17 protein-coding genes are annotated in these 22,273 nt (G+C 68.8%); all 17 read right to left on the bottom strand.

Annotation, left to right across the window (positions count from 1 at the left end):
* Positions 1-708 (bottom strand): thymidine kinase, encoded by a 708-nt coding sequence (locus tag OSC27_RS01330; protein ID WP_267179614.1) that lies wholly within the window; start codon positions 706-708, stop codon positions 1-3.
* 25 nt (positions 709-733) lie between these two features.
* Positions 734-1,399, bottom strand: a complete 666-nt coding sequence (locus tag OSC27_RS01325; protein WP_267179613.1) for a DNA-binding response regulator — start codon at positions 1,397-1,399, stop codon at positions 734-736.
* Positions 1,386-2,579: a hypothetical protein gene (locus OSC27_RS01320; RefSeq protein ID WP_267179612.1), complete on the bottom strand. Its 1,194-nt coding sequence runs from the start codon at positions 2,577-2,579 to the stop codon at positions 1,386-1,388. Before OSC27_RS01320 ends, OSC27_RS01325 begins: the two co-directional genes overlap by 14 nt.
* The gene (locus tag OSC27_RS01315) at positions 2,576-3,838 is read right to left on the bottom strand and encodes a sensor histidine kinase (RefSeq protein ID WP_267179611.1); all 1,263 of its coding nucleotides are present in this window, start codon (positions 3,836-3,838) and stop codon (positions 2,576-2,578) included. The genes OSC27_RS01320 and OSC27_RS01315 overlap by 4 nt, the downstream gene beginning before the upstream one ends.
* A gap of 145 nt (positions 3,839-3,983) precedes the next feature.
* Positions 3,984-6,119 carry an intein-containing Rv2578c family radical SAM protein gene (locus tag OSC27_RS01310; protein WP_267179610.1) on the bottom strand — a complete coding sequence of 712 codons (2,136 nt, stop codon included), beginning with the start codon at positions 6,117-6,119 and terminating at the stop codon, positions 3,984-3,986.
* An 80-nt stretch (positions 6,120-6,199) separates the two neighbouring features.
* Positions 6,200-6,838 carry a 3-oxo-tetronate 4-phosphate decarboxylase gene (gene otnC / locus OSC27_RS01305; RefSeq protein ID WP_267179609.1) on the bottom strand — a complete coding sequence of 213 codons (639 nt, stop codon included), beginning with the start codon at positions 6,836-6,838 and terminating at the stop codon, positions 6,200-6,202.
* Between the two features lie 10 nt (positions 6,839-6,848).
* Positions 6,849-8,213, bottom strand: coding sequence for a 3-oxo-tetronate kinase (gene otnK, locus OSC27_RS01300; protein ID WP_267179608.1), 1,365 nt, complete (start codon positions 8,211-8,213; stop codon positions 6,849-6,851).
* A 64-nt stretch (positions 8,214-8,277) separates the two neighbouring features.
* Positions 8,278-10,095: an ABC-F family ATP-binding cassette domain-containing protein gene (locus OSC27_RS01295; protein ID WP_267179607.1), complete on the bottom strand. Its 1,818-nt coding sequence runs from the start codon at positions 10,093-10,095 to the stop codon at positions 8,278-8,280.
* 352 nt (positions 10,096-10,447) lie between these two features.
* Complete coding sequence (locus OSC27_RS01290; RefSeq protein ID WP_267179606.1) at positions 10,448-11,257, bottom strand: hypothetical protein; 810 nt, start codon at positions 11,255-11,257, stop codon at positions 10,448-10,450.
* Positions 11,258-11,448: 191 nt separating this feature from the next.
* Entirely contained in the window at positions 11,449-12,168 is a 720-nt protein-coding gene (locus tag OSC27_RS01285; protein ID WP_267179605.1) for a L,D-transpeptidase family protein, read from the bottom strand.
* A gap of 136 nt (positions 12,169-12,304) precedes the next feature.
* Positions 12,305-13,093, bottom strand: a complete 789-nt coding sequence (locus tag OSC27_RS01280) for a hypothetical protein (protein WP_267179604.1) — start codon at positions 13,091-13,093, stop codon at positions 12,305-12,307.
* Between the two features lie 215 nt (positions 13,094-13,308).
* Positions 13,309-14,787, bottom strand: coding sequence for a malate:quinone oxidoreductase (locus OSC27_RS01275; protein ID WP_267179603.1), 1,479 nt, complete (start codon positions 14,785-14,787; stop codon positions 13,309-13,311).
* Between the two features lie 66 nt (positions 14,788-14,853).
* Complete coding sequence (locus tag OSC27_RS01270) at positions 14,854-15,960, bottom strand: aspartate-semialdehyde dehydrogenase (protein ID WP_267179602.1); 1,107 nt, start codon at positions 15,958-15,960, stop codon at positions 14,854-14,856.
* 9 nt (positions 15,961-15,969) lie between these two features.
* Positions 15,970-17,274, bottom strand: coding sequence for an aspartate kinase (locus OSC27_RS01265; RefSeq protein ID WP_267179601.1), 1,305 nt, complete (start codon positions 17,272-17,274; stop codon positions 15,970-15,972).
* Between the two features lie 73 nt (positions 17,275-17,347).
* Entirely contained in the window at positions 17,348-17,941 is a 594-nt protein-coding gene (gene recR / locus OSC27_RS01260) for a recombination mediator RecR (RefSeq protein WP_267179600.1), read from the bottom strand.
* Complete coding sequence (locus OSC27_RS01255; RefSeq protein ID WP_267179599.1) at positions 17,942-20,191, bottom strand: DNA polymerase III subunit gamma and tau; 2,250 nt, start codon at positions 20,189-20,191, stop codon at positions 17,942-17,944.
* Positions 20,192-20,267: 76 nt separating this feature from the next.
* Positions 20,268-22,256 (bottom strand): DUF2264 domain-containing protein, encoded by a 1,989-nt coding sequence (locus OSC27_RS01250; RefSeq protein ID WP_267179598.1) that lies wholly within the window; start codon positions 22,254-22,256, stop codon positions 20,268-20,270.
* Positions 22,257-22,273 lie beyond the last annotated feature (17 nt).

Genomic DNA, 22,273 nt, shown 5'->3' with positions numbered 1-22,273 from the left:
TCAGGTGAAGTCGGCGTCGGGCTCCTGCGTGTACGTGAACACCGGCGCGTCGTCGACCGGCCAGCGCCGCCTGCCGTTGTTGAGAACGCCGTGGCTCTCCTGCAGATAGCAGGCGCCGCACAGCGACTCGTAGCTGATCTCGACCGCGCCGCCCTCGCGCTCCTCGAACGACGAGTCGATCGCCACCTGGTTGCCGTCGAAGACGAACTCGCCGTTGACCTTGCGCGCGTTGAACACGGCCTTGCGCCCGCAGCGGCAGATCGTCTTCAGCTCTTCGAGGCTGTGCGCCGTCTCGAGCAGCCGCCTGCTGCCCGGGAACGCGACCGTCTGAAAGTCGGTGCGAATGCCGTATGCCAGAACGGGAATATCTTCGAGTATCGCGATCCGCAGCAGGTCGTCGACCTGCGCCTCGGTGAGAAACTGCGCCTCGTCGACCAGCAGCGCGCTCACGTCGCGATCGAAGCGCTTGACCGTTCGCTCGCGGTGACGCTGGAACGTGGTGTAGGCATCCGTCTCGGGAGTCAGCAGGAAGTCGGCGGCACGGCGCACGCCGAGGCGCGACAGAATGCCCATGTCGCCCTTGGTGTCGACGGCCGGCTTAGCCAGCAGCACCCGGTGCCCGCGTTCCTCGTAGTTGTACGCCGCCTGGAGCATCGCCGTGCTCTTGCCGCTGTTCATCGCCCCATAGCGGAAATACAGTTTTGCCACGGGTCGATTGTAGGGCCTCGACCCGTCAGACCAGGTAGCCGTCCTCCGCCGCGCGCCGCGTCAGGTCGGCGCGACTGCTCGTGGGGCGCCCCGCCTTGCCGTACTTCTCGCGCACCCGTCGCAGGTACGTCTTGGCGGTCTCGTACTTGACCTCCATCATGGCGGCGACCTCGCTGGTGGTCCAGCCGTCTGCATACAGCCGCAGCGCCTCGCGCTCGCCGTCGCTCAGCGTGGGGCGCTGCAACGAGATCGCTCCCTCGGGCAGAGGCCGCCACTCGCGCGTCGGCGCCTGGCCGCCCGCCACGCCCGCCACCTGCCGCACCACCGCGATGAGCTCGCTCATCGGCTGCGACTTCGCCACATAAGCGGATGCGCCAGCGTCGAGCGCGCGCTCGCGATCCAGATGCGTGTCCAGCGCGCTCAGCACGATCACCTTGGCGCCGGCCGCGCGGCACGTGCGCACGCGCGCCTCGATGGAGACGTGCTCGACGAGCTGCATGTCCATGATGACCAGGTCGGTTGGGAAGGCGGGACTGTGTACGAGTTGCAGCCAGGTGCCGGCGCGGAGCACGAGGTCGAACTCAGGGGCGTGCTCGGTGATCCACGCGCCCAGACTGTCGAGCAGGAGTTCGTGATCGTCGAGCAGGGCGAGACGCACTCGCTCGGCCTGCGTCAGATCAGGGTCGCTCATACGTGAACTTTAGCGCGAGGCGACCGTGATCTGAACGCAGTCGCGCGTCGCGGGTGAGCACGCGCAGCACCCCGAGGTAGGGAGTCAGCGCGGCGATCGTGGCGCGACGCTCGGCGTCGACGTTGGCATCGACGTTGGCCTTGAGCCCTCCGACGACGCCGCGCAGCGTCACCCGCAGCGAGAACCGGTCGTAGCCGGGGCATTCGGCCACGGCGGCAATGAACGCTGCGAGAACGGGCCGTATCTCGGGTGGTACGTGCTCGGCGAGGCGGCCGGGATCGTCGACGCCCTTTGCGAGGATTGCCGCATCCGCTCCGTCGAAGCCCTGACTGTCTGGCAGCACCGCGTGTCCGGTGCGTGCACGGGCGACGGCCGCGTCGAGCCACGTGTGTTCGAGGGCGATCACGGCGCGACCGCGCAGCGCTGCCGCGATCTCGCGGGCCTGGACCACGTCTGACTCCGTGATCTCGCCCTGCTCGAGGAGCCGGGTGAAGAGCGGCACGGCGTTGGTATTCAGGAGCGTCACCTGCTCCTGGTGCACGATTCGGGCCGTCACCTCGTGCACCTCCGGTTCGAGGCGGGCAATGGACGCCCTGGCGCTGTGCTGCCAGCGCCGGATGCGCTGCACCATTGCGGTGGAGTATGCCGCCGCAGCAACCGTGAAGGCGAGCACCGGTGCCGCCGCCACCATGGCGAAGACACCGGCCGGGGCGTCGAGGGCGAGGTGTGCTGACTGCGCGACGGCGAACGCCCCGACGGTGAGCGACCCCGCGAAACCCGCGACCAGCAGGTCGGCCACTGGGCGCGACAACGCCATTCCGGCGATCAGCAGGCCGATCGCGACCTGCCCCCAGTCATCCTGCACCGCCTGGTTCTCGCCCCACGTTGACGCCGACTGCAACGCCGCGGCGATGAGGGCGAGTGCCGTCACGGCCCCGCAGCCGGCGCGGCTGAACGGCGCGGTCGTCGGGCGCGACAACACAATGAGAACCACGGATGCCGCGGCGAGCACGATCAGCGCTGCAATCGCCGCCGGGGTCGTCGTGGTCTGGGAGGCATGCACGATTGTGCCGTAGAGCGCATAGCCGAACGCCGCCACACAGAAGACGGGTGTGGCGCGACTCACCGAGAGCGTGCCGAGCGGGTCGAGCTGCTGCGGTGTCTGCTCGCGCGCCGTCATGAGGCGGTCTCGGCTTCGGGCTCGGGCTCGCTCGGCCCTCGTGTCTCGGCCGTCTCGACGGAGCCGGCGACAGGAACCGTGAGAATCACCGTTGTTCCGACATCGCGGCTTGACCAGATGTCGACGGAGCCGCCGATGCGCTCCACCCGTTCGCGCACCGAGGTGCGCAGCCCCATCCGATCGGAACGCGTCTCGGCCTGCACGAACCCGCGGCCCGCGTCGATCACGCTGACCGAAACCGTGCCGTCGTCACCGACGATCGCAACCTCGGCCTCGAGGGTCCCGGCGTGCCGCAGCACGTTGACGAGGCACTGCCGCACCGCCTGCGCGACGGCACGCTCCGCATCAGGGCGAAGGCGCGCGACCTCCTCACGTTCGCCGGAGACGGTGATGTCGAGGCCGTCGTCGCGCGAGATGTCAACTACCGCACGCAGTTCGCTGGACTGCCAGGCGGAGCCTGGCACATCCGCTGCGTCGCTCATGATGCGGCCGGTCGAGGGGTCACGGCCCAGCTCCTCGAGATCCTGTTCGATGCGGCGGCGAAGGCGAGGGGCCAGCTCGCCCGGCACGCTCGTGGCGAGTGTGAGCAGCTCGCTCAGCACGGTGTCGTGCAGGTCTGCGGCGAACTCGACGGCGAGTTCGTGCCGGGCGGCGGCGACCTGATCCTGGCGGATGGCACGGTGAATCGCCGCCTGCGGGCCCTGCCGGGAGACGCCGACCATGGCGTCGAAGATCATGACCGCCACGAGCAGAAGGTAGGCGACGAGAGAAATCAGCTCGGGCTGGAACGCGTTGCCCGCGGCGGCCGCAGCGACCGCGACGGCGCACTCCCCGAGGGCGTAGCCGAGGGTGCTCCAGAGCACGCCGGTGAGCGCGTCGTGCGCGGCGCCGCCCACCGCGATCATGGCGATCACGGGCAGGGCGACGACGAGCAGGTCGGTGTCGTTGAACGCGGGCGCCCAGACCAGAAGCGTGTACACGGTCACGGCCGTCGCGAACGTTCCGACGATGAGGTAGCTGACGATGCCCAGAATGCGACGGCGGCGACGCACGGCGATCAGAAGCACACCCATCGGCACGAGCGAGACGATGGCAGGCCACAGAGCGATGCCACCCCCAGCGGCCGCTCCGGCTGCCGTCTCGATGAGCACGATCGAGAGGGCGACGGCGAGGCAGACGACTCCGGCGGCCTGCACCGCGGCGGCGACCGCGGATCTGTTCGCGCTGCGGGCGAGGTGCGATGGAAGACCGAGCGACATCGCTGCTCTCCCCCCTGGCGGTGCGGCGGTGCACGCTCCGTCGAGCGGAGCGCCCCCGCTGAGGATTATTCCACTTTCACCCGCCGCCTTGTACCCCGACGACGTACCCCAATTCGGATGGCACCGGTGTGCGGGTCGGCACGAATCAGAAGAGCGTGGGAGCGCCGAGCGCGTCCGACGCCGCCCGCGCGGCTGCCGTCGGCGCCTCAGGCCGAGAAGGAGCCGCGAAGCGGGGCCGCGCGAGCGCCGTCGAGCGCACTCCGCCCGTCAGCGGATCCTCGCGGCCTCGCCGCAGGCCGTGCTTCGCGATGAGCGGCCGGATGCGCGCCGCCAGCCACTCCCGATACTCCTTGGGCGCATACGCCCCGTTCCCGTACATGCGCGCATACCTCCCCATCAGCTCCGGATGCGCGCGCTGCAGCCACTGCAGGTACCACTCGCGTGCGCCCGGCCGCAGGTGCAGCGCACTGTAGAGAACCGATGTCGCGCCCGCCGCCTTCGCTCGTGCCAGCGCGTCGTCGAGATGCTCTCGCGTATCGGTGAGGTACGGCAGGATCGGCATGAGAAACACCGTGCAGTCGAGCCCTCGTTCCCTGATGGCGCTGACGGTGGCGAGACGCGCGCTGGTCGACGGCGTGCCCGGCTCAACGGCATGCTGCAGCTCGTCGTCGTAGATGGCGATCGACATGGCCAGGTCGACGGGCACGTTCGCCGCGGCATCCGCTATTTTGTCGAGGTCACGCCGCAGAAGAGTGCCCTTGGTCAGGATGCTGAACGGCGTGCCGCTCGCAGCGAGGGCATCGATGATGCCCGGCATGAGGGAGTACCGGCCCTCAGCGCGCTGGTACGGGTCAGTGTTCGTGCCAAGGGCGACAGGCTGCCGCTGCCAGGTGGGCTTCGCGAGCTCTTTCGCGAGAACCTCAGCGACGTTCACCTTGACGATGATCTCGTTGTCGAAGTCTTTGCCGGCGTCGAGATCGAGGTATTTGTGAGTGGCTCTGGCGAAGCAGTTGTGGCTAATCGTGCCATTCGCGATGAAGTCACCCGTTCCCGTGGTGATGTCGATCATGTGCATGCTCGTGTCGAGGTCGACGATGGAGATGATCTGAAGGGCGGCGTCGGACTTCACCGCTCGGCCTTCTATGGAGAGTTTGCGACTGATCCAAGGCCGTGTGAGTTCGAAGAAGCGAGACCGTATCGCAAGACCGCCACGAACTCGAATTGCGGTGACTCCGTTCTCCCGAGGAGCCTCCAGCACATGCCTGATGCCCAAATAGTTCAGCGATGAACATATCTGGGCCAGGATGTCCGGGGACCTGTTGGATATCCGGAGGACTCCCTGCGAGCAGCTCCCCTCGGCGTCGAAGATGCCTGCCAGATATCCCGCGTGCCACTCTTCGGTTGGTGCGGAGGGCCATTCGATGAGTGAGGTGATTCGCCGGAAATCAGCTCCCCTGCTCGTGTGAATCGCGTGCATGGGCCGGCGTCCAGCCGCCACGGCAAAGGGGCGTGTGACGGTCGCAACTCCCTCGAGTTCGAGGTAACGCCTCGTTCGGTCAAGCGCCTCCGCGTCGGCGAGCGCGAGGCGAAAAGCGGTGATGTGGCTTCCGCCGCCAGCTCTCTGCGGGTACTTCTTCGTGAAGAGCATGCCATCTCCCCTGATCATGCCCGTGAGGTATCCGAGCCGATACGTCGCGCTCGTGAATACCGCTTCACGGTCACGAGGTGGTCCACCGTGCCCGAATCCCATCAGCTTGTTGTTCACTGTCAGATACGGGCGTTGCCCTGCTCCCGCCATCGCTCCCTTCACGAATTTCCACCCGCGCTCGGTGAGAAAGCGATGATCGGCGCTGCTCGTCAACTCAGTGCCGTCAGCGAGCGTCGTTCGAATCGCACGCTTGTGCGTACCCCACTTGGCAAGCACGAGCGTCTTGACGTATCGGCGGTAATTGCCTCGGCGCTCGGTTCCGTAGATTTCATCTCCCACGTGGAGAGCACGAAGGGGCTTTTGGCGACCGTCACCCATGAGGATCAGTGTTTCTGGATCCAGGCAGTAGGAGCACGCATGGGAGCAGCCCCGGTACGGGTTGATGGTCCAACCGAACGGCAGGGCCGTGGAGGTGCCGGGGACCTTGTTCAGTGCCGATCTGGCCAGCACCTCGTGGAACGTGATGCCGGCGAACTCCGGAGTGCACACGCTGCGCACCAGGTTGTTGAGGCGGGCGAGGCCGGGCAGGGCGTTCTGCTGCTCATCGCCGAGTTCCTGGCCGCTCCACCTCATGCAGTACATTCGAACATATGTTCGAGCGCAGCGCAAGCGGGGTCTAAGTCAGCGGGAGCGCAGCGCAAGCGGGGTCTAAGTCAGCGGGAGCGCAGCGCCGAAACCTGCTCCGGGCTGAGCGGGCGAGTCGCGTGGCCCGCGAGCAGGAAGAAGAGCCGCGCGGTCTCCTCCAGTTCCTCGATCGCATCCATGGCGGCGGCGAGCGTCGGAGCCGAGACGATGGGGCCATGATTGGCGAGGAGCATGGCATGGTGGTCGGTCGCGACACGCTCGGCCAGCGCGCCCAGCGAGGAATCGCCCGGCGCGTGGTACGGCAGCAGGGGCAGGGAGCCGATGCGCATGGCGTAGTACGCGGTCAGCGGCGGCAGCGCGTTGTCGGGGTCGAGACCGTCGAGGCAGGAGACGGCAGCCGCATGCGTCGAATGCGTGTGCACGACGGCATTGTCACTCGGGCGCGCCCGCAACAGGGCCGCGTGCAGGAACGCCTCCTTCGAGGGCTTCGGGCCGTCGACGTGTGCGCCGCTAGCATCGATCACCGACAGGTCGTCGCGCTCGAGCGTGCCGAGGCTGCTTCCTGTGGGGGTGACGATGATGCGCTCGCCCACCCGCACACTGATGTTGCCCGTGCTGCCGTGTGTCAGCGAGCGCGAGAACGCCGAGCGCGCTGCCGCGACGATCGCATCCCGAGCGGCCTCCTCCTCTGCTGGATCACCGTTCATGCCGGTACCGTCATCCTTCCCGATCGTCGCCACTGCCCTGGCCGCCATGCCCGCCGTGCCGAGCCGACGCCCGAAGCAGCAGCTCGGGGTCACCGAAATTGCCGGACTTCAGGAGCAGGGCCAGGCGCCTGGGCTGCTCGGCGAAGATCCACGGCACGCCGGGCGCCTCCTCGTCTCCGACGACTCCCGCGCGCACACCAAGCGCGCTCGTCACCGAACCGGACGTCTCACCGCCGGCTACAACGAGCCTCTCCACGCCCCGCTCGACAAGCCCCGTCGCGATCCGCGCCATGGCCGTCTCGATCACGTCGGCCAGCAACGCCGCGCCCAGCGCCTCCTGCGCGGCACGCAATGCCTGCGGCTCGACCGACGAGTAGATGAGGGGCGCCGGCCCGCGCTCGAGAGAATCGAACCACGCGAGCGCGGCGTCTGCCAGCGCGGCCGCGTCGGGAGTCGCGACGGCGTCGAGCCGGAACGACGGGTTGCTGCGGCGAAAGAGAGCGACCTGCTCCAGCGTTCGCGCCGAGCAGCTGCCCGCGAGAACGGCCGGCGTGCGGTAGCGATCGGCGGTCGTGGGGCCGTCGGCAGCCGAGCGGATGGGCGCCGCCGCTGCGGCACCCGCGTCGCGCTCAGCCGCCAGCGCCGCCGCGACTCCGGCGGCGAGACCGGCCGCGCCCGTGACGAGCACGTGCGACGAGACGGCACGGCCGAGCTCAGCCAGATCCGCATCGTCGATCGCGTCGGCGACCGCGTAGCGAGTGCCGGCGCGATGCATCCGCTCGAGGGAGTCTGCGATGGCGGCGCTGCCAGCGGCGATGACGGCATGCGGCACCAGGCCGACCTGCCGCGGCGTCTGGGCGGAGAGCACGCGCACGAGGTTCGAGTCGGTCATGGGCGTCAGCGGATGCCGGCGCATCGGCGATTCGCTCAGCAGTTGCTCGCCCACGAACAGGGTGCCCTGATAGACCGTGCGGCCGTGTACCGGCGAGGCCGGGGTGGCGACGACGATGCCGGCGCCGAGGTGGTCGGCGAGCGCGTCTGCGACGGGGCCGATGTTGCCGGCGGGCGACGAGTCGAACGTGGAGCAGTACTTGAAGTAGAAGCGGTCGCAGCCCTGACTCTGCAGCCAGCGGGCGGCGGCGAGCGACTGGGCGACCGCGTCGGCGGTGGCGATCGTGCGGGACTTCAGGGCGACGACGATGACGTCGGGAGCAGGGTCGGGAGCAGGGTCGAGAGCAGGGTCGGGAGCGACCTCATCGATGGAGTCGAGGCCGACGGGCGGGCCGAACACGATCGACACGCGCATGCCGGCGCGGCGGAACGCGACGGCGACGTCGGTGGCCCCCGTGAAGTCGTCCGCAATCGCGCCGATCATCGCTGCATCACGGTCTCAACGCTACCGGTTGCTGCGCTGCGATGGTCGAGTAGCCGGCGGCGCGCTACTCGACCACCGAGAGGGTGCCGGCCCGCATGTCGGCGCGCTCGCCCGTCCAGTGGGCGCGCAGCCAACGGTCGTGGCTCGCCAAGACGACCGCGCCCGGGTATGACCCCAGCGCCTCCTCGAGCTCGCCAGCGAGCGCCAGTGACAGGTGGTTCGTCGGCTCATCGAGCAGGAACACGTGCGGCGGCTTCGCGATGATCAGCGCGAGTGCCAGCCTGCGCTGCTGCCCGATCGAGAGCGACGCGACCGGCCGGTCGACGTCTCGCGGCGCGATGAGGCCGAGACCCGTCAGCGGCAGCGAGGCGGCCCGATGCTCGCCGAGCGTCTTCTCGTAGAGGGCGCGGCACGAGGCATCCGGGTCGGCGAAGCGCACGTCCTGCTCGAGCAGGCCCACGCGCAGGCCTCGCCGCCGGTGAATGGAGCCGCCATCGAGCGCGAGCGTGCCCGCGAGTGCCGCGAGCAGGGTCGACTTGCCCGCTCCGTTGTGCCCGGTGATGAGGATGCGCGTTGCCGGCCCCACGGTGAACCGTGCGACGGTGAGGCGGCCGGCGACGCGCGCATCCGTGGCCTGGAGAAGCAGCTCGCCGCCGGCGTCGGTCTGGGCAGAGCGCTCCCCCACGGGCGGCGTGCCGAGACCGCCCGGTGTGCCGAACCCGCGCGGGATGCCCGCGAAAGTCAGCTGCGCCGGCGGCTTGCGCACCTGGGTTCGCTTCAACTCCTCGAGCCGGCCCTGCGCGTTCGTCACCCGCCGGCCAACCTGCTTCTGCACGCGGGTGCCCATGTTGCCGTACGACATCTTGTTGCGGTCGGTCATCGCGCGGGCGTGGTTGATAGACCGCGAGGTGACGTCTGCGGCGTATTTGAGTTCCTTCAGCTCGGCCTGCTCGGCGTCGAACTGTCGTTCCCAGCGCTTGCGCGCCTGTGCCTTGGCCGCCAGGTAGCCGGTGTAGTTTCCACCGAAGCGGATCCCGCGGCCGCGCGCGCCGTCGGTCGCGCGTTCGCCCTCGGCAGTCGGGTCGAGATCGAGCAGCCCCGTCGCCACCGCGTCGAGAAACGCACGGTCATGGCTAGCGAACACGATCGGCCCCACCCAGGCGACGAGCTGCTTCTCGAGGAACGCCGCCGCCTCGTCGTCGAGGTGGTTGGTGGGTTCGTCGAGCAGCAGCGCGTCAGGACGGCGCAGCAGCAACGCAGCGAGCGCCAGCCTGCTGCGTTGCCCGCCCGAAACTTCCCCGAGCGAGCGATCGAGCGAGACCTCGCCAAGCTCGAGACCGTCGAGAATCGCATCCCGCCTCGCGTCGGCACCCCACACATCCGCGCGCTCCGCCGCCTCCAGTGCCGCGGCGTAGCGATTGGCCGACTTTACAGAATCACCGTCGTCATCGGTCAACGGAACGGCGAGAGCGGATGCGGCATCCGTCAGCTCTGCCTCGATTCCGCGCACCTCACCGAGGGCGTCTTCGAGAAGCTCGCGCAGGGTTACGGTGGGCGCGAACGGCACTTCCTGCCGTAGGAAGCCGGTTCGTTCGGGGCGCGCGATGCCGCCGGCGTCGGCCTTCTCGAACCCGGCCAGCAGCCGCAGCAACGTGGACTTGCCGACGCCGCTCTCCCCGATCAGCCCGAGTCTGCTGCCCGGCGCCACGTCGAGCGAGACGCCGGCGAGCACCCGCCGGTCGCCGTAGCTGCGCGAGAGATCGCTCACGTTCAGGTGAGCGGATGCCGCAGCCCGCACAATCCGTTCGCGCTCGCTCGCGCGTGGTTTGTCGTGCTGGTGCTGCTCGTGTCGTTCGTATTGCTCGTGTTGGTTTACAGCCATGGAGAACCGCCTTTCGGCACGGATGCTCCCTGCAGGGGGAGCGCTGGTTCCCGCCGGGCGTGAACGGCCGACACAATCAGGGCATCATAAACGCAGCATGCGCGAATCGCACCGGTGCGAAGAGCCTTTCGCGTCGACCGCGCCGTGGTGGCCGCCAGGGGCGTGCACACCGGGCACATGCCTCGGACGCGGGACGAAAGGAGTTATCTCTTCATAGCGAGGTCGACACTAACAGCGCTATGCCGCACTTGTCCAGCAACCGGCACGCCACATGGCGGTTGGACTGCGACCATGCCAGGCAGCGAAAAGGCTGACGGCCTTCATGTCGAGCTCTTCTGGGCGGGCGCTCGGGCTAACCGGTGAAGCTCGCGTTCCCAGCAACGGGTGTTGCCGGCGCTGCCGGCGCTGCCGGAACTGCCGGAACTGCCGGAGCGGCAGCGGTCGGGTCTGCGACCACTGTGAACGAGGCGCTTTGGGACAGCATGCTCATATCGCCGGAGGTTGCTCGCACGGAGTACGTGCCAATCTGGCCCGTTGAGAGCGGCCCCCCGGCCTTGACGGCGTAGGTGTAGGCGGCCGTTCCGTCAGCCTTGGCAACGACGTCTCCGTCGTAGCTGTCTACGCCACCGTTTCCGATGAGGAACGCTACACTCTGGCCAGGAGTGAAGCCGCTGACCGTCGCGGTGACGCCGGTGCTTGCGACCTCAGACGCCGTCAGGTTGGTCGTGCTCAGCGTGATGGTCGGCATGGCTACCACATCGAAGTGCAACACAACAGGCGTGTCCGAGGTAACCCCGGTGAATGTGATCGTATGCGGCCCGACTGTCTCGTCGTCTGGAACGTTGACCGCGATATCGATCCAGCCACTCTTATCGGCAGAAAACCCGGTGACCGCTGGCTCCGTGTCGTATGTCAGGGACACGCCTTCGTAGGGAACGAACCCGCTACCGGTCGCCTCCAGCGTGCCGGAGGGCGTCGCCGTCGCATTGACACCGCCTGTCGGCGATGATGCCGCCTCGGCCGTGAGCGGCCCGCCCAATGAGACCACGGCGGCGACGATACTGGCTGCGACGAACGTGACCGAGCGCTTTCTGCGGAAACGGGTAGACGCGGCGCTGGTGATCTGGTCAGACGACACAGGTATCCCTTCAAGAGTGGTCACACGACACTGGTGATGCGAGGGCCATCGACCACACCAACGCCGACCGGGCACTCTGGCAAGACGGGTACCTGCAGCATAAGTCTACTGTCCGTCGCATGACCACAGCGCGCACTCGCGGCCGCTGTGCCGCCTATTGGGGGCGCGGGGGAGGCTCCACGTCATCCCGCAGGAACGTGAAGCGTGCAGCACGGTTACTCGATCGTGATCGGGGTGCCGAGCGGGAGCAGTTGTGCGAGCTCGGTGATATCCGGGTTGGCGAGCCGGATGCAGCCGTGGCTGGCCGCTTTGCCGATGCTCGCCGCGTCGTCGGTGCCGTGCAGCCCGATCTGCCCGGGGCCGCCCCCGAAGCTCGAAAGCACGTCGGAGAACGCGGAGAGACCGAACGCGTACGGGCCGTACCCGGCGTTGGTCGGCGCCAGCAGCTCGGTGAGGTAGAAGTGACCGTGCGGGGTGGGCGTTCCACCGGTGCCGGTCGCCACGGAGTACGTCTTGACGAGATCGCCATTCTTGTAGAGCGAGAGTTGGTTGCTCTCCGTCGATGCCTCCAGGCTGTAGGCGAGCGAGCGCAGCGTCACGGCGTCGGCCCTGACCCACCCGGTGCTCCCGTTCGGGCGTTGGGCGAGGTCGACCTTGACCCAGCCATCCTTCGTCTCCTCGACGAGGAACGTCAATGGCGTGCCGTTGGGCAGCGGGTTGGCCAGCGTCGTGGCGATGCCACCGCCAGGCGCCCCGTACACGGCCACGCTCCCGGCGTTCGCCGTAGCAGAGATTCCGGCTGCGGGCGGCGCGGGCGTCGGCGAGGCCGCGGCAGGCGCTGAAGGCGCCGCTGACGAAGCGGATGCGCCCGGTGGCGCCGTGTGCTTCGGACCCGCTGCGGAGCATCCGGTCATGACAAGGGTGGCGGCGGCCATGCCGGCGATAGTCAAGGCGATTCTCTGGACTCGGGACTTCACGAATGCGACTTTCGGAACGGAGAAGGAAATACAGCAGAACCGCCGGCCGGAGCAGTTCGCTCACGGCCGACGGTAAGGGTGTTCGGGTCGTCGATCAGCCCGTGAAACTGGCCGTCGACTTGACGGGAACGGCCGGAGCCGCAGGCGTGGCAGGGTCGCCGACAGTGACGATCACGCTCGACGAAAACATGCTGGTGTCTACGGTGTTCGCTCCGATGGTGTACTCGCCGGCCTTCACAGCGCCGCCATGCAGCGCGGCGAACGCGGCGTCCCAGACGCACGTCACCGCAACGACACCATTGCTGTCCGCCGCCACCGAGTCGCACAGGCCGCCATCAAGCGCGCTGTTGAACATGCCGACGTTCACCATGGCGCCCGCGGTGAATCCGCTGAAGCTGACCGCGACACCGGAACTCGCCATCTGAGCGAGCGTGCGCGTGGCGGTAGCAGGGGTCGGCGTCAGGTCGGCAACCACCTCGATCGTCGATGAAGCCGTTAGAGTCGTATCTGACGTGTCGGTTACGACGAGCGTGTGCGAGCCGATCGAGCCGCCGTTAGGGAAGTGCAGCGTACCGAACGACGAGGTGATGTCACCGGAGCCATCGGCTGTGGGGTTCACCAGCTGGTTCGTCACGTCGATGCCATCGAGTGTGAACGACAGGGCATCACCGGGGCCGAATCCGCCTCCCGATACGACCGAGAACTGCCCCCACGCGGTGACCTTCGACACATTGAGCGTGATCGTGGCAGACGATGGAGCAGCGTTCGCGGCGAGCGGGGCGCCGATGGCCAGCATCGCGGCGACAAGACCAGCAGACAGGAAGATGGCCGGGCGCTTACGGCGCCAGCCGGACGATGTCTTCGGTGATGTTGCGTGTGGCATTGGTGTATTCCCCCGTGACGCCGCGAGCCGTTGCTAAGGGAAGTGCAGCCGACGGCTTGCGATGGTCTTCACCCGACGACTGATATGTGAATCCGCGCCCGAAGGGCAGTCTAGGGCGCTGTCGCGGAACCGAAAGCAACATGAGCGCCTCGATGGGCGAATGCCCCATGAACTGGGGCATTCCTCGCAGAGGCGTCACACAACCCTTTGATGAGTCACGCCGGAAGCTGAAGCACCTCGGCGGTCGCCGCCATCGTCTCCTTCGCCCGCGCGGGCGTGTCGTTCAGCGTTGTGCCCAGCGTCGGGATCAGCTGCTTCAGCTGCGGTTCCCACGCCGGGTACTTCTCCGGGAAGCACTGCTGCAGCAGCTTCAGCATGATCGGCACCGCCGTCGAGGCGCCGGGCGACGCACCGAGCAGGCCGGCAATGCTGCCGTCGCCACCGGTGACCACCTCGGTACCGAACTGCAGCACTCCGCCGCGCGAGGCATCCTTCTTCATGACCTGCACGCGCTGGCCCGCCGTGATCAGCTCCCAGTCCTCGCTCTTCGCGGTCGGCATGAACGCCCGCAGCGCCTTCACCTTGTCGGAGCGCGACGCGATCAGCTCGCCCACCAGGTACTTCATGAGGTCAAAATTGTCGCGCGCCACGGCGAGCATAGGCACGATGTTGCCCGGCCGAATGGACGCGAACAGATCGAACCACGACCCGTGCTTCAGGAACTTCGGGCTGAACCCGGCGTACGGCCCGAACAGCAGCGACGCTTCGCCGTCGACCATGCGCGCGTCGAGGTGCGGCACCGACATGGGCGGCGCGCCAACCGCGGCCTTTCCGTACACCTTGGCCTTGTGCTGCGCGACGATGGCCGGGTTCGTGGTGCGCAGGAACTCGCCGCTGATCGGGAAGCCGCCGAATCCGTCGATCTCGGGAATGCCCGACTTCTGCAGCAGGTGCAGCGCGCCGCCGCCCGCGCCGACGAAGACGAAACGCGCGGTGACCTCGTGGGGCGTGCTGCCGACGAGGTGTCGAACGCGCACCCGCCACAATCCGTCTTTCATACGGCGGATGCTGCGCACCCTGTGGTTCACCATGAGCTGCCCGCCCTTGCCCACCACGTCGTCGAAGAGTCCGCGGGTGAGTGCGCCGAAGTCGACGTCGGTGCCGGCGACGGTGCGGGTGGCCGCAACGCGCTGCTTTGGCGAGCGCTTCTTCATGAGCAGCGGCGCCCACTCGGCGATGACCGCCGGGTCGTCACTGAACTCGATGCCGGCGAAGAGCGGCTGGTCCTTCAGCGCCTCGTACCGGCGGCGGAGGTAGTCGACGTTGTCGCGCCCACGCACGAACGTCATGTGCGGCGTGGCGTTGATGAAGTTCTTCGGGTCGGGCAGGTCGCCCGCCTTCACGAGGCTCGCCCAGAACTGGCGGCTCAGCTGGAACTGCTCGTTGATGCTGACGGCCTTCGACGGGTCGACGGAGCCGTCGGGGCCCTCCGGCATGTAGTTCAGCTCGCACAGGGCGGAGTGGCCGGTGCCGGCGTTGTTCCACGGGTTGGAACTCTCCTGGGCGACGTCGCCGAGGCTCTCGTAGATGCGGATGGACCAGTCCGGCTGCACGCGCTGGATCATGGCGCCGAGCGTGGCGCTCATGATCCCACCGCCGATCAGAACGACGTCGAGGGGGGATCTACTCACCATACGAGTGTATCCGCGCCCCGGAACCGCGCGGTGCGGGGTGCCTTTGAGCGGGCGATTCCCGAAGGCTCAGGCGACGGATGCCGCGGGCGCGCCCAGTCGGGAGGCGACGAGTTCGGCGATCTGCACCGCGTTCAGCGCCGCACCCTTGCGCAGGTTGTCGTTCGAGATGAAGAGCGCGATCCCGCGCCCGCCGGGCACGCCCTCGTCGGCGCGGATGCGGCCGACGAAGCTGGGGTCTTTGCCGGCGGCTTCGAGCGGAGTGGGCACGTCTGTGAGGGTCACGCCAGCGGCATCCGACAGCAGTTCCTCGGCACGCTGGGGGCTGAGCGCGCGCGCGAACTCGGCGTTGATCGACAGCGAATGGCCGGTGAAGACGGGCACGCGAACACACGTGCCGCTCACGAGAAGGTCGGGCAGCTCGAGGATCTTGCGGCTTTCGTTGCGCAGCTTCTTCTCTTCGTCGGTCTCGTTCATGCCGTCGTCGACGAGGTTGCCGGCGAAGGGCACGACGTCGAACGCGATCGGTCGCACGTACTTCACGGGCTCGGGCATGGCCACCGCCGAGCCATCGTGCACAAGCTGCAGCAGATTGGCGTCTTCGGCCGCGGTGCGCACCTGGGTCGCGAGTTCCTGGGCGCCGGCGAGACCGGAGCCAGACACAGCCTGGTAGGTCGAGACGATGAGGCGCTCAAGGCCCGCCTCGGCGTCGAGCACCTTCAGCACCGGCATGGCCGCCATCGTGGTGCAGTTGGGGTTGGCGATGATGCCGGAGCCGCCATCAGCCATGGCCTCATCGATGGCGTGCGGGTTCACCTCGCTGACGACGAGCGGCACGTTCGGGTCCATGCGCCAGGCGCTCGAATTGTCGATGACAACGGCACCGGCCTCGGCGAACCGGGGCGCGTTGGCCCGGCTGCCCGTTGCGCCGGCCGAGAACAGCGCGATGTCGAGGCCCGACGGGTCGGCCGTGGCCGCATCCTCAACCGTGATCTCCTCGCCGCGGAAGGCGATGGTCGTGCCCGCGGAGCGCGCGGAGGCGAAGAAGCGGATGCTCGCGATCGGGAACTCCCGCTCGTCGAGAAGCTGCCGCATCACCGCGCCCACCTGGCCGGTGGCGCCGACGACGCCGAGATGGAATCCGCGCTCGCCCGTGTGCATGGCGTTCTTGATCATCGGGTCAGCCTACCGTCCGGTACCTGCGTAAACGATGGCCTGCGCGTCGCCGTCGAGGCCGAAGGCGCGGTGCACGACGCGCGCCGCCTCGTTCACGGTGTCGGCTCGCGTGACGACCGAGATGCGGATCTCGCTCGTCGAGATCATCTCGATGTTGATGCCCGCGTCGTACAGCGCCTCGAACAGCTGCGCCGAGACGCCCGCGTTGCTGCGCATGCCCGCGCCGACGAGCGCGAGCTTGCCGATCTGGTCGTCGTACTGCAGGTTCTGGAAGCCGACGTCGGGCTGCTCTGCGGTCAGCGCGGTCAGCACCCGCTGCCCATCCGACTTCGGCAGCGTGAACGAGATGTCGGTCAGCCCGGTTGCCGCGGCCGAGACGTTCTGCACGATGATGTCGACGTTCGCGTTGGTCTTCGAGACGATCTTGAAGATCTGCGCGGCCTTGCCTGGCACGTCGGGCACGCCGACGACCGTGATCTTGGCCTCGCTGAGGTCGGTGGCGACGCCGGCGATGATGGGCTCTTCCACTGTTCTTCCGTCCTTCGTCTCGACCGCGACCCGCGCGGCCCTCTCCTCGGCGCTCTCGTTGATGACGAGGGTGCCCTCCGTGTTGTTGAACGACGAGCGCACCTTCAGCGTCACGCCGTGTCGCCTGGCATATTCCACCGCGCGAATATGAAGGACTTTGGCACCGGATGCCGCCAGTTCCAGCATTTCCTCGCTTGAGATGCGGTCGATTTTGTGGGCCAGCGGCACGATGCGCGGATCGGCGGTGAAGACGCCATCCACGTCGGTGTAGATCTCGCAGACGCTCGCGTCGAGCGCCGCTGCCAGCGCGACCGCCGTGGTGTCTGAGCCGCCGCGGCCGAGCGTGGTGATGTCGCGGGTGTCGCGGTTGAAGCCCTGGAACCCGGCGACGATGGCGACCGCGCCCTCGTCGAGGGCGTCACGCACCCGGCCGGGCGTGACGTCGACGATGCGGGCGGCGCCGTGGCGCGCATCCGTGATCATTCCGGCCTGGCTGCCGGTGAAGGAGCGAGCGTCGTGACCGAGGCTGCGGATCGCCATGGCGAGAAGTGCCATGGAGATGCGCTCGCCTGCGGTGAGCAGCATGTCGAGTTCTCGCGGCGCGGGGATGGGCGTGACGTCGTGCGCAAGGTCGAGGAGCTCGTCGGTCGTGTCGCCCATGGCCGAGACCGCGACGACCACCTCGTTGCCAGCCTTGTGCGTCTCGACGATGCGCTTGGCGACGCGCTTGATGCTCTCGGCGTCAGAGACCGAGGACCCGCCGAATTTCTGCACGATCAATGCCACGAAAGATTCTCCTGGGGAAGGCGACGACTACCGAGACACCATTGTATGGCCGCGCAGCGAAGGTATTGCGGGGTCAGACGCGGCGGCGGCCCTCGAAGGCGCGACCGAGGGTGACCTCGTCGGCGTACTCCAGGTCGCCGCCGACCGGCAGCCCGCTCGCGAGTCGGGTGACGGTGATCTCGAGCGTCGTGAGCAGCCGGCTGAGGTAGGTTGCCGTCGCCTCGCCCTCGAGGTTGGGGTCGGTCGCGATGATGACCTCCTGCACCGTGCCGTCAGCGAGGCGCTGCATGAGCTGGCGGATGCGCAGGTCGTCGGGCCCGATGCCGTCGATGGGGCTGATCGCACCGCCGAGCACGTGGTACAGGCCGCGGAACTCGCGGGTGCGTTCGATCGCGACCACGTCTTTCGCCTCTTCGACCACGCAGATCGAAGCGGGGTTGCGTCGCGGGTCGCGGCAGATGGAGCAGCGTTCCTGCTCGGAGACGTTGCCGCAGATCTCGCAGAAACGCACCTTGTCGCGCACGTCGAGCAGCACCTGCGCCAGGCGCGAGACGTCGAACGTCTCGGTCTGCACAATGTGGAACGCGATGCGTTGCGCCGACTTCGGCCCGATACCCGGCAGCCGCCCGAGTTCGTCGATCAGCTCCTGAACAATGCCCTCGTACACTCAGTACCTGCTGCCGCTCTGCCCCGCGGGCTGCTCCTCGATGAACCGGGCGCCGAGCAGTTCTCGCACGACCGCTTCGCCGTAACGCTGCGGCTCCTGAAACGCCACACTGCGCTCGGATGCTGCAGCCGACGTGCGCTCACGCTCGCTGCCGCGCGGGGTCGCTGCCGGCGCCTGCGTGGTCGCTGCGGTGCCGCGTGCTCCCGCCGTGCTCGAGGGCGCCGCCGGGCTCGGCCGCCCTGCGCTGGGCGCCGCGTCGAACTCGGCGGACTCGTATGGCGGTTCGTCATCAGGCGGGGCGTCGTCGTCGCCCGGCATGTAGCCGTCTGCATCGGCGGACGGCACCTCCGGTGGCTCATCGGGCGCTTCCGCAGCCGAGGGACCGGCCTCTGGCTGTGCGGGGGTGGCCGGTGCGGAGGCGTCCGGTGCGGCGGCGGCCGGTGCGGAGGCGGTGCTGGCGGGCGCGACCGGGGACGGGCTCGACTCCGGGATGGCGGCGACGGCCCAGTCCGTGACGGTCGCCGGCGTTCCCGGTGCGGGTGCTGCCTGCTCAGGTGCGGCCGGCGGCGCGGAGGAGGGAGCCGGAGCGGCGCCGCCATCCGTCTTCGCGATCAGCGCGGGGCGGAACCCCAGCACGCTCGAAACGGCGTCTTTGAGAAGGTCGCCGGGGCCTTGACCGGAGGGCGCGGGTTGCTTGAGCGCCTCGACGTCTTTGCGGCTGGGGAACGTGAGCACGAGAACGCTGCCGTCGCGCAGCTCGAGCACGTGGGCGGTCGCCAGCACCATCCACGCGCTCATCTTCGCCTCGCGCACGACGTCGAGGATCTGCGGCCAGGAGTCGCGCACTTGCTGCAGCGTGACGGGGGCGATGGGGGCGGGGGCGGGAGCGGGGGCCGTCGACTGCGGCGGGGTCTCGACACGCGGCTCCGCCGCTCCTCGACCAGCGGACGGGGCAGCGTCAGGGGTCTCGAGACGCGGCTCCGCCGCTCCTCGACCAGCGGACGGGGCAGCGTCAGGGGCCTCGAGACGCGGCTCCGCCGCTCCTCGACCGGCGGGAGCGGCCGGGGTGCCAGCCTCAGTGTCGGAGACGCCAACTCGGCGCTCGAGCCGCTCGACGCGGGCGAGCGCGCCGCGGTTCGTCGCGTCGCTCGAGGGCACGAGGATGCGCGCGAGCATCAGCTCGAGGTGCAGGCGCGGCGAGGTGGCGCCCGTCATCTCGGTGAGCGCGGTGTTGGCGATGTCGGCCGTGCGCGACAGCTCGGCCTCGCCGAAGCGCGCCGCCTGTGCCGCCATGTGGTCGAGCTCCTCCTGCGGAACGCCGCGCAGCACCGCGGCAGCTCCCTCGGCCGAGGTGGCCGCAACCACGATGAGGTCGCGCAGGCGCTCGAGCAGGTCTTCGACGAAACGACGGGGATCCTGCCCCGTCTGGATCACCCGGTCGACGCCGGCGAACGCGCCGGAGGCATCCCTGGCGGCGACCGCGTCGATGACCTCGTCGAGCAGCGACGCGTGCGTGTAGCCGAGCAGGGCGACGGCGCGCTCGTAGTCGATCGAGTCGCTCTCTGAGCCGGCCATGAGTTGGTCGAGCAGCGAAAGCGTGTCGCGAGGCGATCCTCCCCCGGCGCGCACGACGAGCGGCAGCACGCCCGGCGCGACGGTGACGCCCTCGCTGTCGCACAGCTGCTGCACGTAGTCGAGCATCTGCGCGGGCGGTACCAGCCGGAACGGGTAGTGGTGCGTGCGCGAGCGGATCGTGCCGATGACCTTGTCTGGCTCGGTCGTCGCGAAGATGAACTTCACGTGCTCCGGCGGCTCCTCCACGATCTTCAGCAGCGCGTTGAAGCCCTGCGGCGTGACCATGTGCGCCTCGTCGAGAATGAAGATCTTGTAGCGGTCGCGAGCCGGGGCGAAGATGGCGCGTTCGCGGATGTCGCGCGCGTCGTCGACGCCGTTGTGGCTGGCCGCGTCGATCTCGACCACGTCGAGCGAGCCCCCGCCGTCGCGGCCCAATTCGATGCAGCTCGAGCACTTTCCGCACGGGGTGTCAGTTGGCCCCTCGACACAGTTGAGGCAGCGGGCGAGAATGCGCGCACTCGTGGTCTTGCCGCAGCCGCGCGGGCCGCTGAACAGATAGGCGTGGTTGACGCGGTCGGCGCGCAGGGCCGTCATGAGCGGTTCGGTCACCTGCGTCTGGCCGATCATCTCGGCGAACGTCTCTGGCCGGTAGCGGCGATACAGGGCGGTGACCACGGCTCAATCGTAATGGGCGCCGCTGACAGTCGGGTGCGCTTCTCCACACGGCAGCCGGGCGGATGCGCGCGGGCCGTCAGCGCGCCAACGCAGGAAGGGCGAGGTGCGATTCTGCGCCATCCGCCCAGGAGACGACCAGAGCGTCGAGACCGTCGTCGCCATGCTCCCAGCGGGCGGTCGGCGCGGCGGCGGCGCCTGCGCCGAGCTGCACCGCGACGGCGAGCGGTACGCCCGGCTCCAGCTGCCGCACGGTGAGGGTCGGCACGAACGTGTGGTCGGCCAGGGGCGAGACATTCTCGAGCGCGGTCACGGCCGTGGTCACGTCTGTCGCAGAGGTACGACCACCAAGCAACCGCACCTGCGAGTGCAGCGGCCCCACCGACACCGCCGCAGCGCCGGCGCTCGTCTCGACGCGCGCCTGCGACGCCTGCGCGGCGTCGAGGGGCCACCCGCTGACGCGCAGCGGGACCGTGCCCTCGCCACGATCAACGCGCGCCACCCGCACCTCCCAGGCGCCGCGCACGACCGAACCGACCGTCAGCGCCGGCCCCCAGCTGGCGCGGCCGCGGCGACCCGAGCCGTGATCGGGCCCCGCGTCGTCGGCGACGTCCACCCAGTGCGGCGCGACCGCCGAGACCGCGAAGGCGCTCACGTCGTCCGCTCCCGCGTCGAGACGCACGAAGCCCGTTCGGCTGCTCACCCTGCCCGCACTGTCGAGCACGCCGACCGTCGAGTCGACGGGCGACTCGATCGTCTCGCCCGTCAGCGGCGGAATCGTCGCGCTCGAGTAGCCGAGCCGGGCATACAGCGGCGAATCCGAGACCGCATCGCCCGCGCTCGCGTGGTCGGTGCCGTGATTGATCACCCGAACGATTCCGTCGTCGCGTGTTCCGCTCACCAGCCATCCGGGCGCAACGATGAGGCGGCGCGTGTCTCCGCGCTCCACGGGCAGCGGCTCCTCAACGGCCGACCACACGGGGTGCGAGGCCGGCAGGGCAAGCCCATACATGCCCTTCGCCGCCCAGTACGGCGAGCCCGAGCCCGAGTACGACTGGGCCATGTTCGGCCATTCCCTGGTGATGCCGAGCGTCAGCAGCCCGCGCTCATCCGGCACACCACGCGAGACGAACGCCCGCAAAATCCCGCTCGCCGAGCGCCGCAGCAGCCCCGGCGAGATCCGGCTCGCCCCTGTCGCAGCGCCTACCCACAGCGGCGCGGCCGCCGCGAAACGGTAGATGAGGCTGCGGCCCTCGAGCACCGGCATGCCGTCGCCGCCGATGAGGTGCACGTAGTCGTCGAGGTAGTCGGCGAGCCGCTCGCGCCACAGCGGCGCCAACCGGTCTGCGCCGTGCCGAGAGACCGTCTCGCTCCAGTCGGGCTCGCCCGCCCACACGAGCGGATAGAAGTGCAGCGCCCAGCCGCTGTAGTAGTCGTACGAGCGCTCGGCGCCGTCTGAATACCAGCCGTGCTCGCGCGCGAACGACTCATGCAGTGCCAGGTCGGCGCAGATGTCGTCGCTCGAGTACGGCCCGCCGACCGACGCGAGAAACGTCTCGACGAGAATGCGGAACCACGCCCAGTTGTTCGGCGGATACTGCTCGCCGACCACCGTGCCGAGCCACGCGATCACGTTGCGCTGCTGCTCCTCGTCGAGCGTCTGCCACAGCCACGGCCTGGTCAGCTGCAGAATCAACGCGATCGAGGCGGCCTCCACCTTCGCCTGCCCCAGCTGGTCCGGGCGCGGCCACGCCTCCGGCGAGCGGGGGTCGGTGCCCGTGATGAGCCCCTGCCGGTACCAGTCGAGGAAGCCGTGCGGATCGCGGCCATCCTCTCCCTTCAACCGGAAGCCGAACAGCAGGAACGACCTCGCGAACCCCTCGAGACCGTCGCTGTCGACGCCGTACGCGCTCGTTCGGCCCGGCGGCAGCACGCGCGCGCGACCCGGCGAGAAGTACGGCCGAAGCGAGAGCAGCAGGTGGTCGGCGACGGCCGCCCAGTGCTCTCGGGTGAAGCCCGTGTGGGGCGAGAGCGTGCGATCCTCGTCGGGCAGCATCAGCGATGTCATCGGCCTTCGTACTCCTT

The sequence above is a fragment of the Microbacterium sp. STN6 genome (assembly GCF_026410545.1).
Lineage (GTDB): Bacteria > Actinomycetota > Actinomycetes > Actinomycetales > Microbacteriaceae > Root112D2.
The sequence above is the reverse complement of the archived record's forward strand: the minus strand, read 5'-3'. Positions and strand labels throughout refer to the sequence as shown.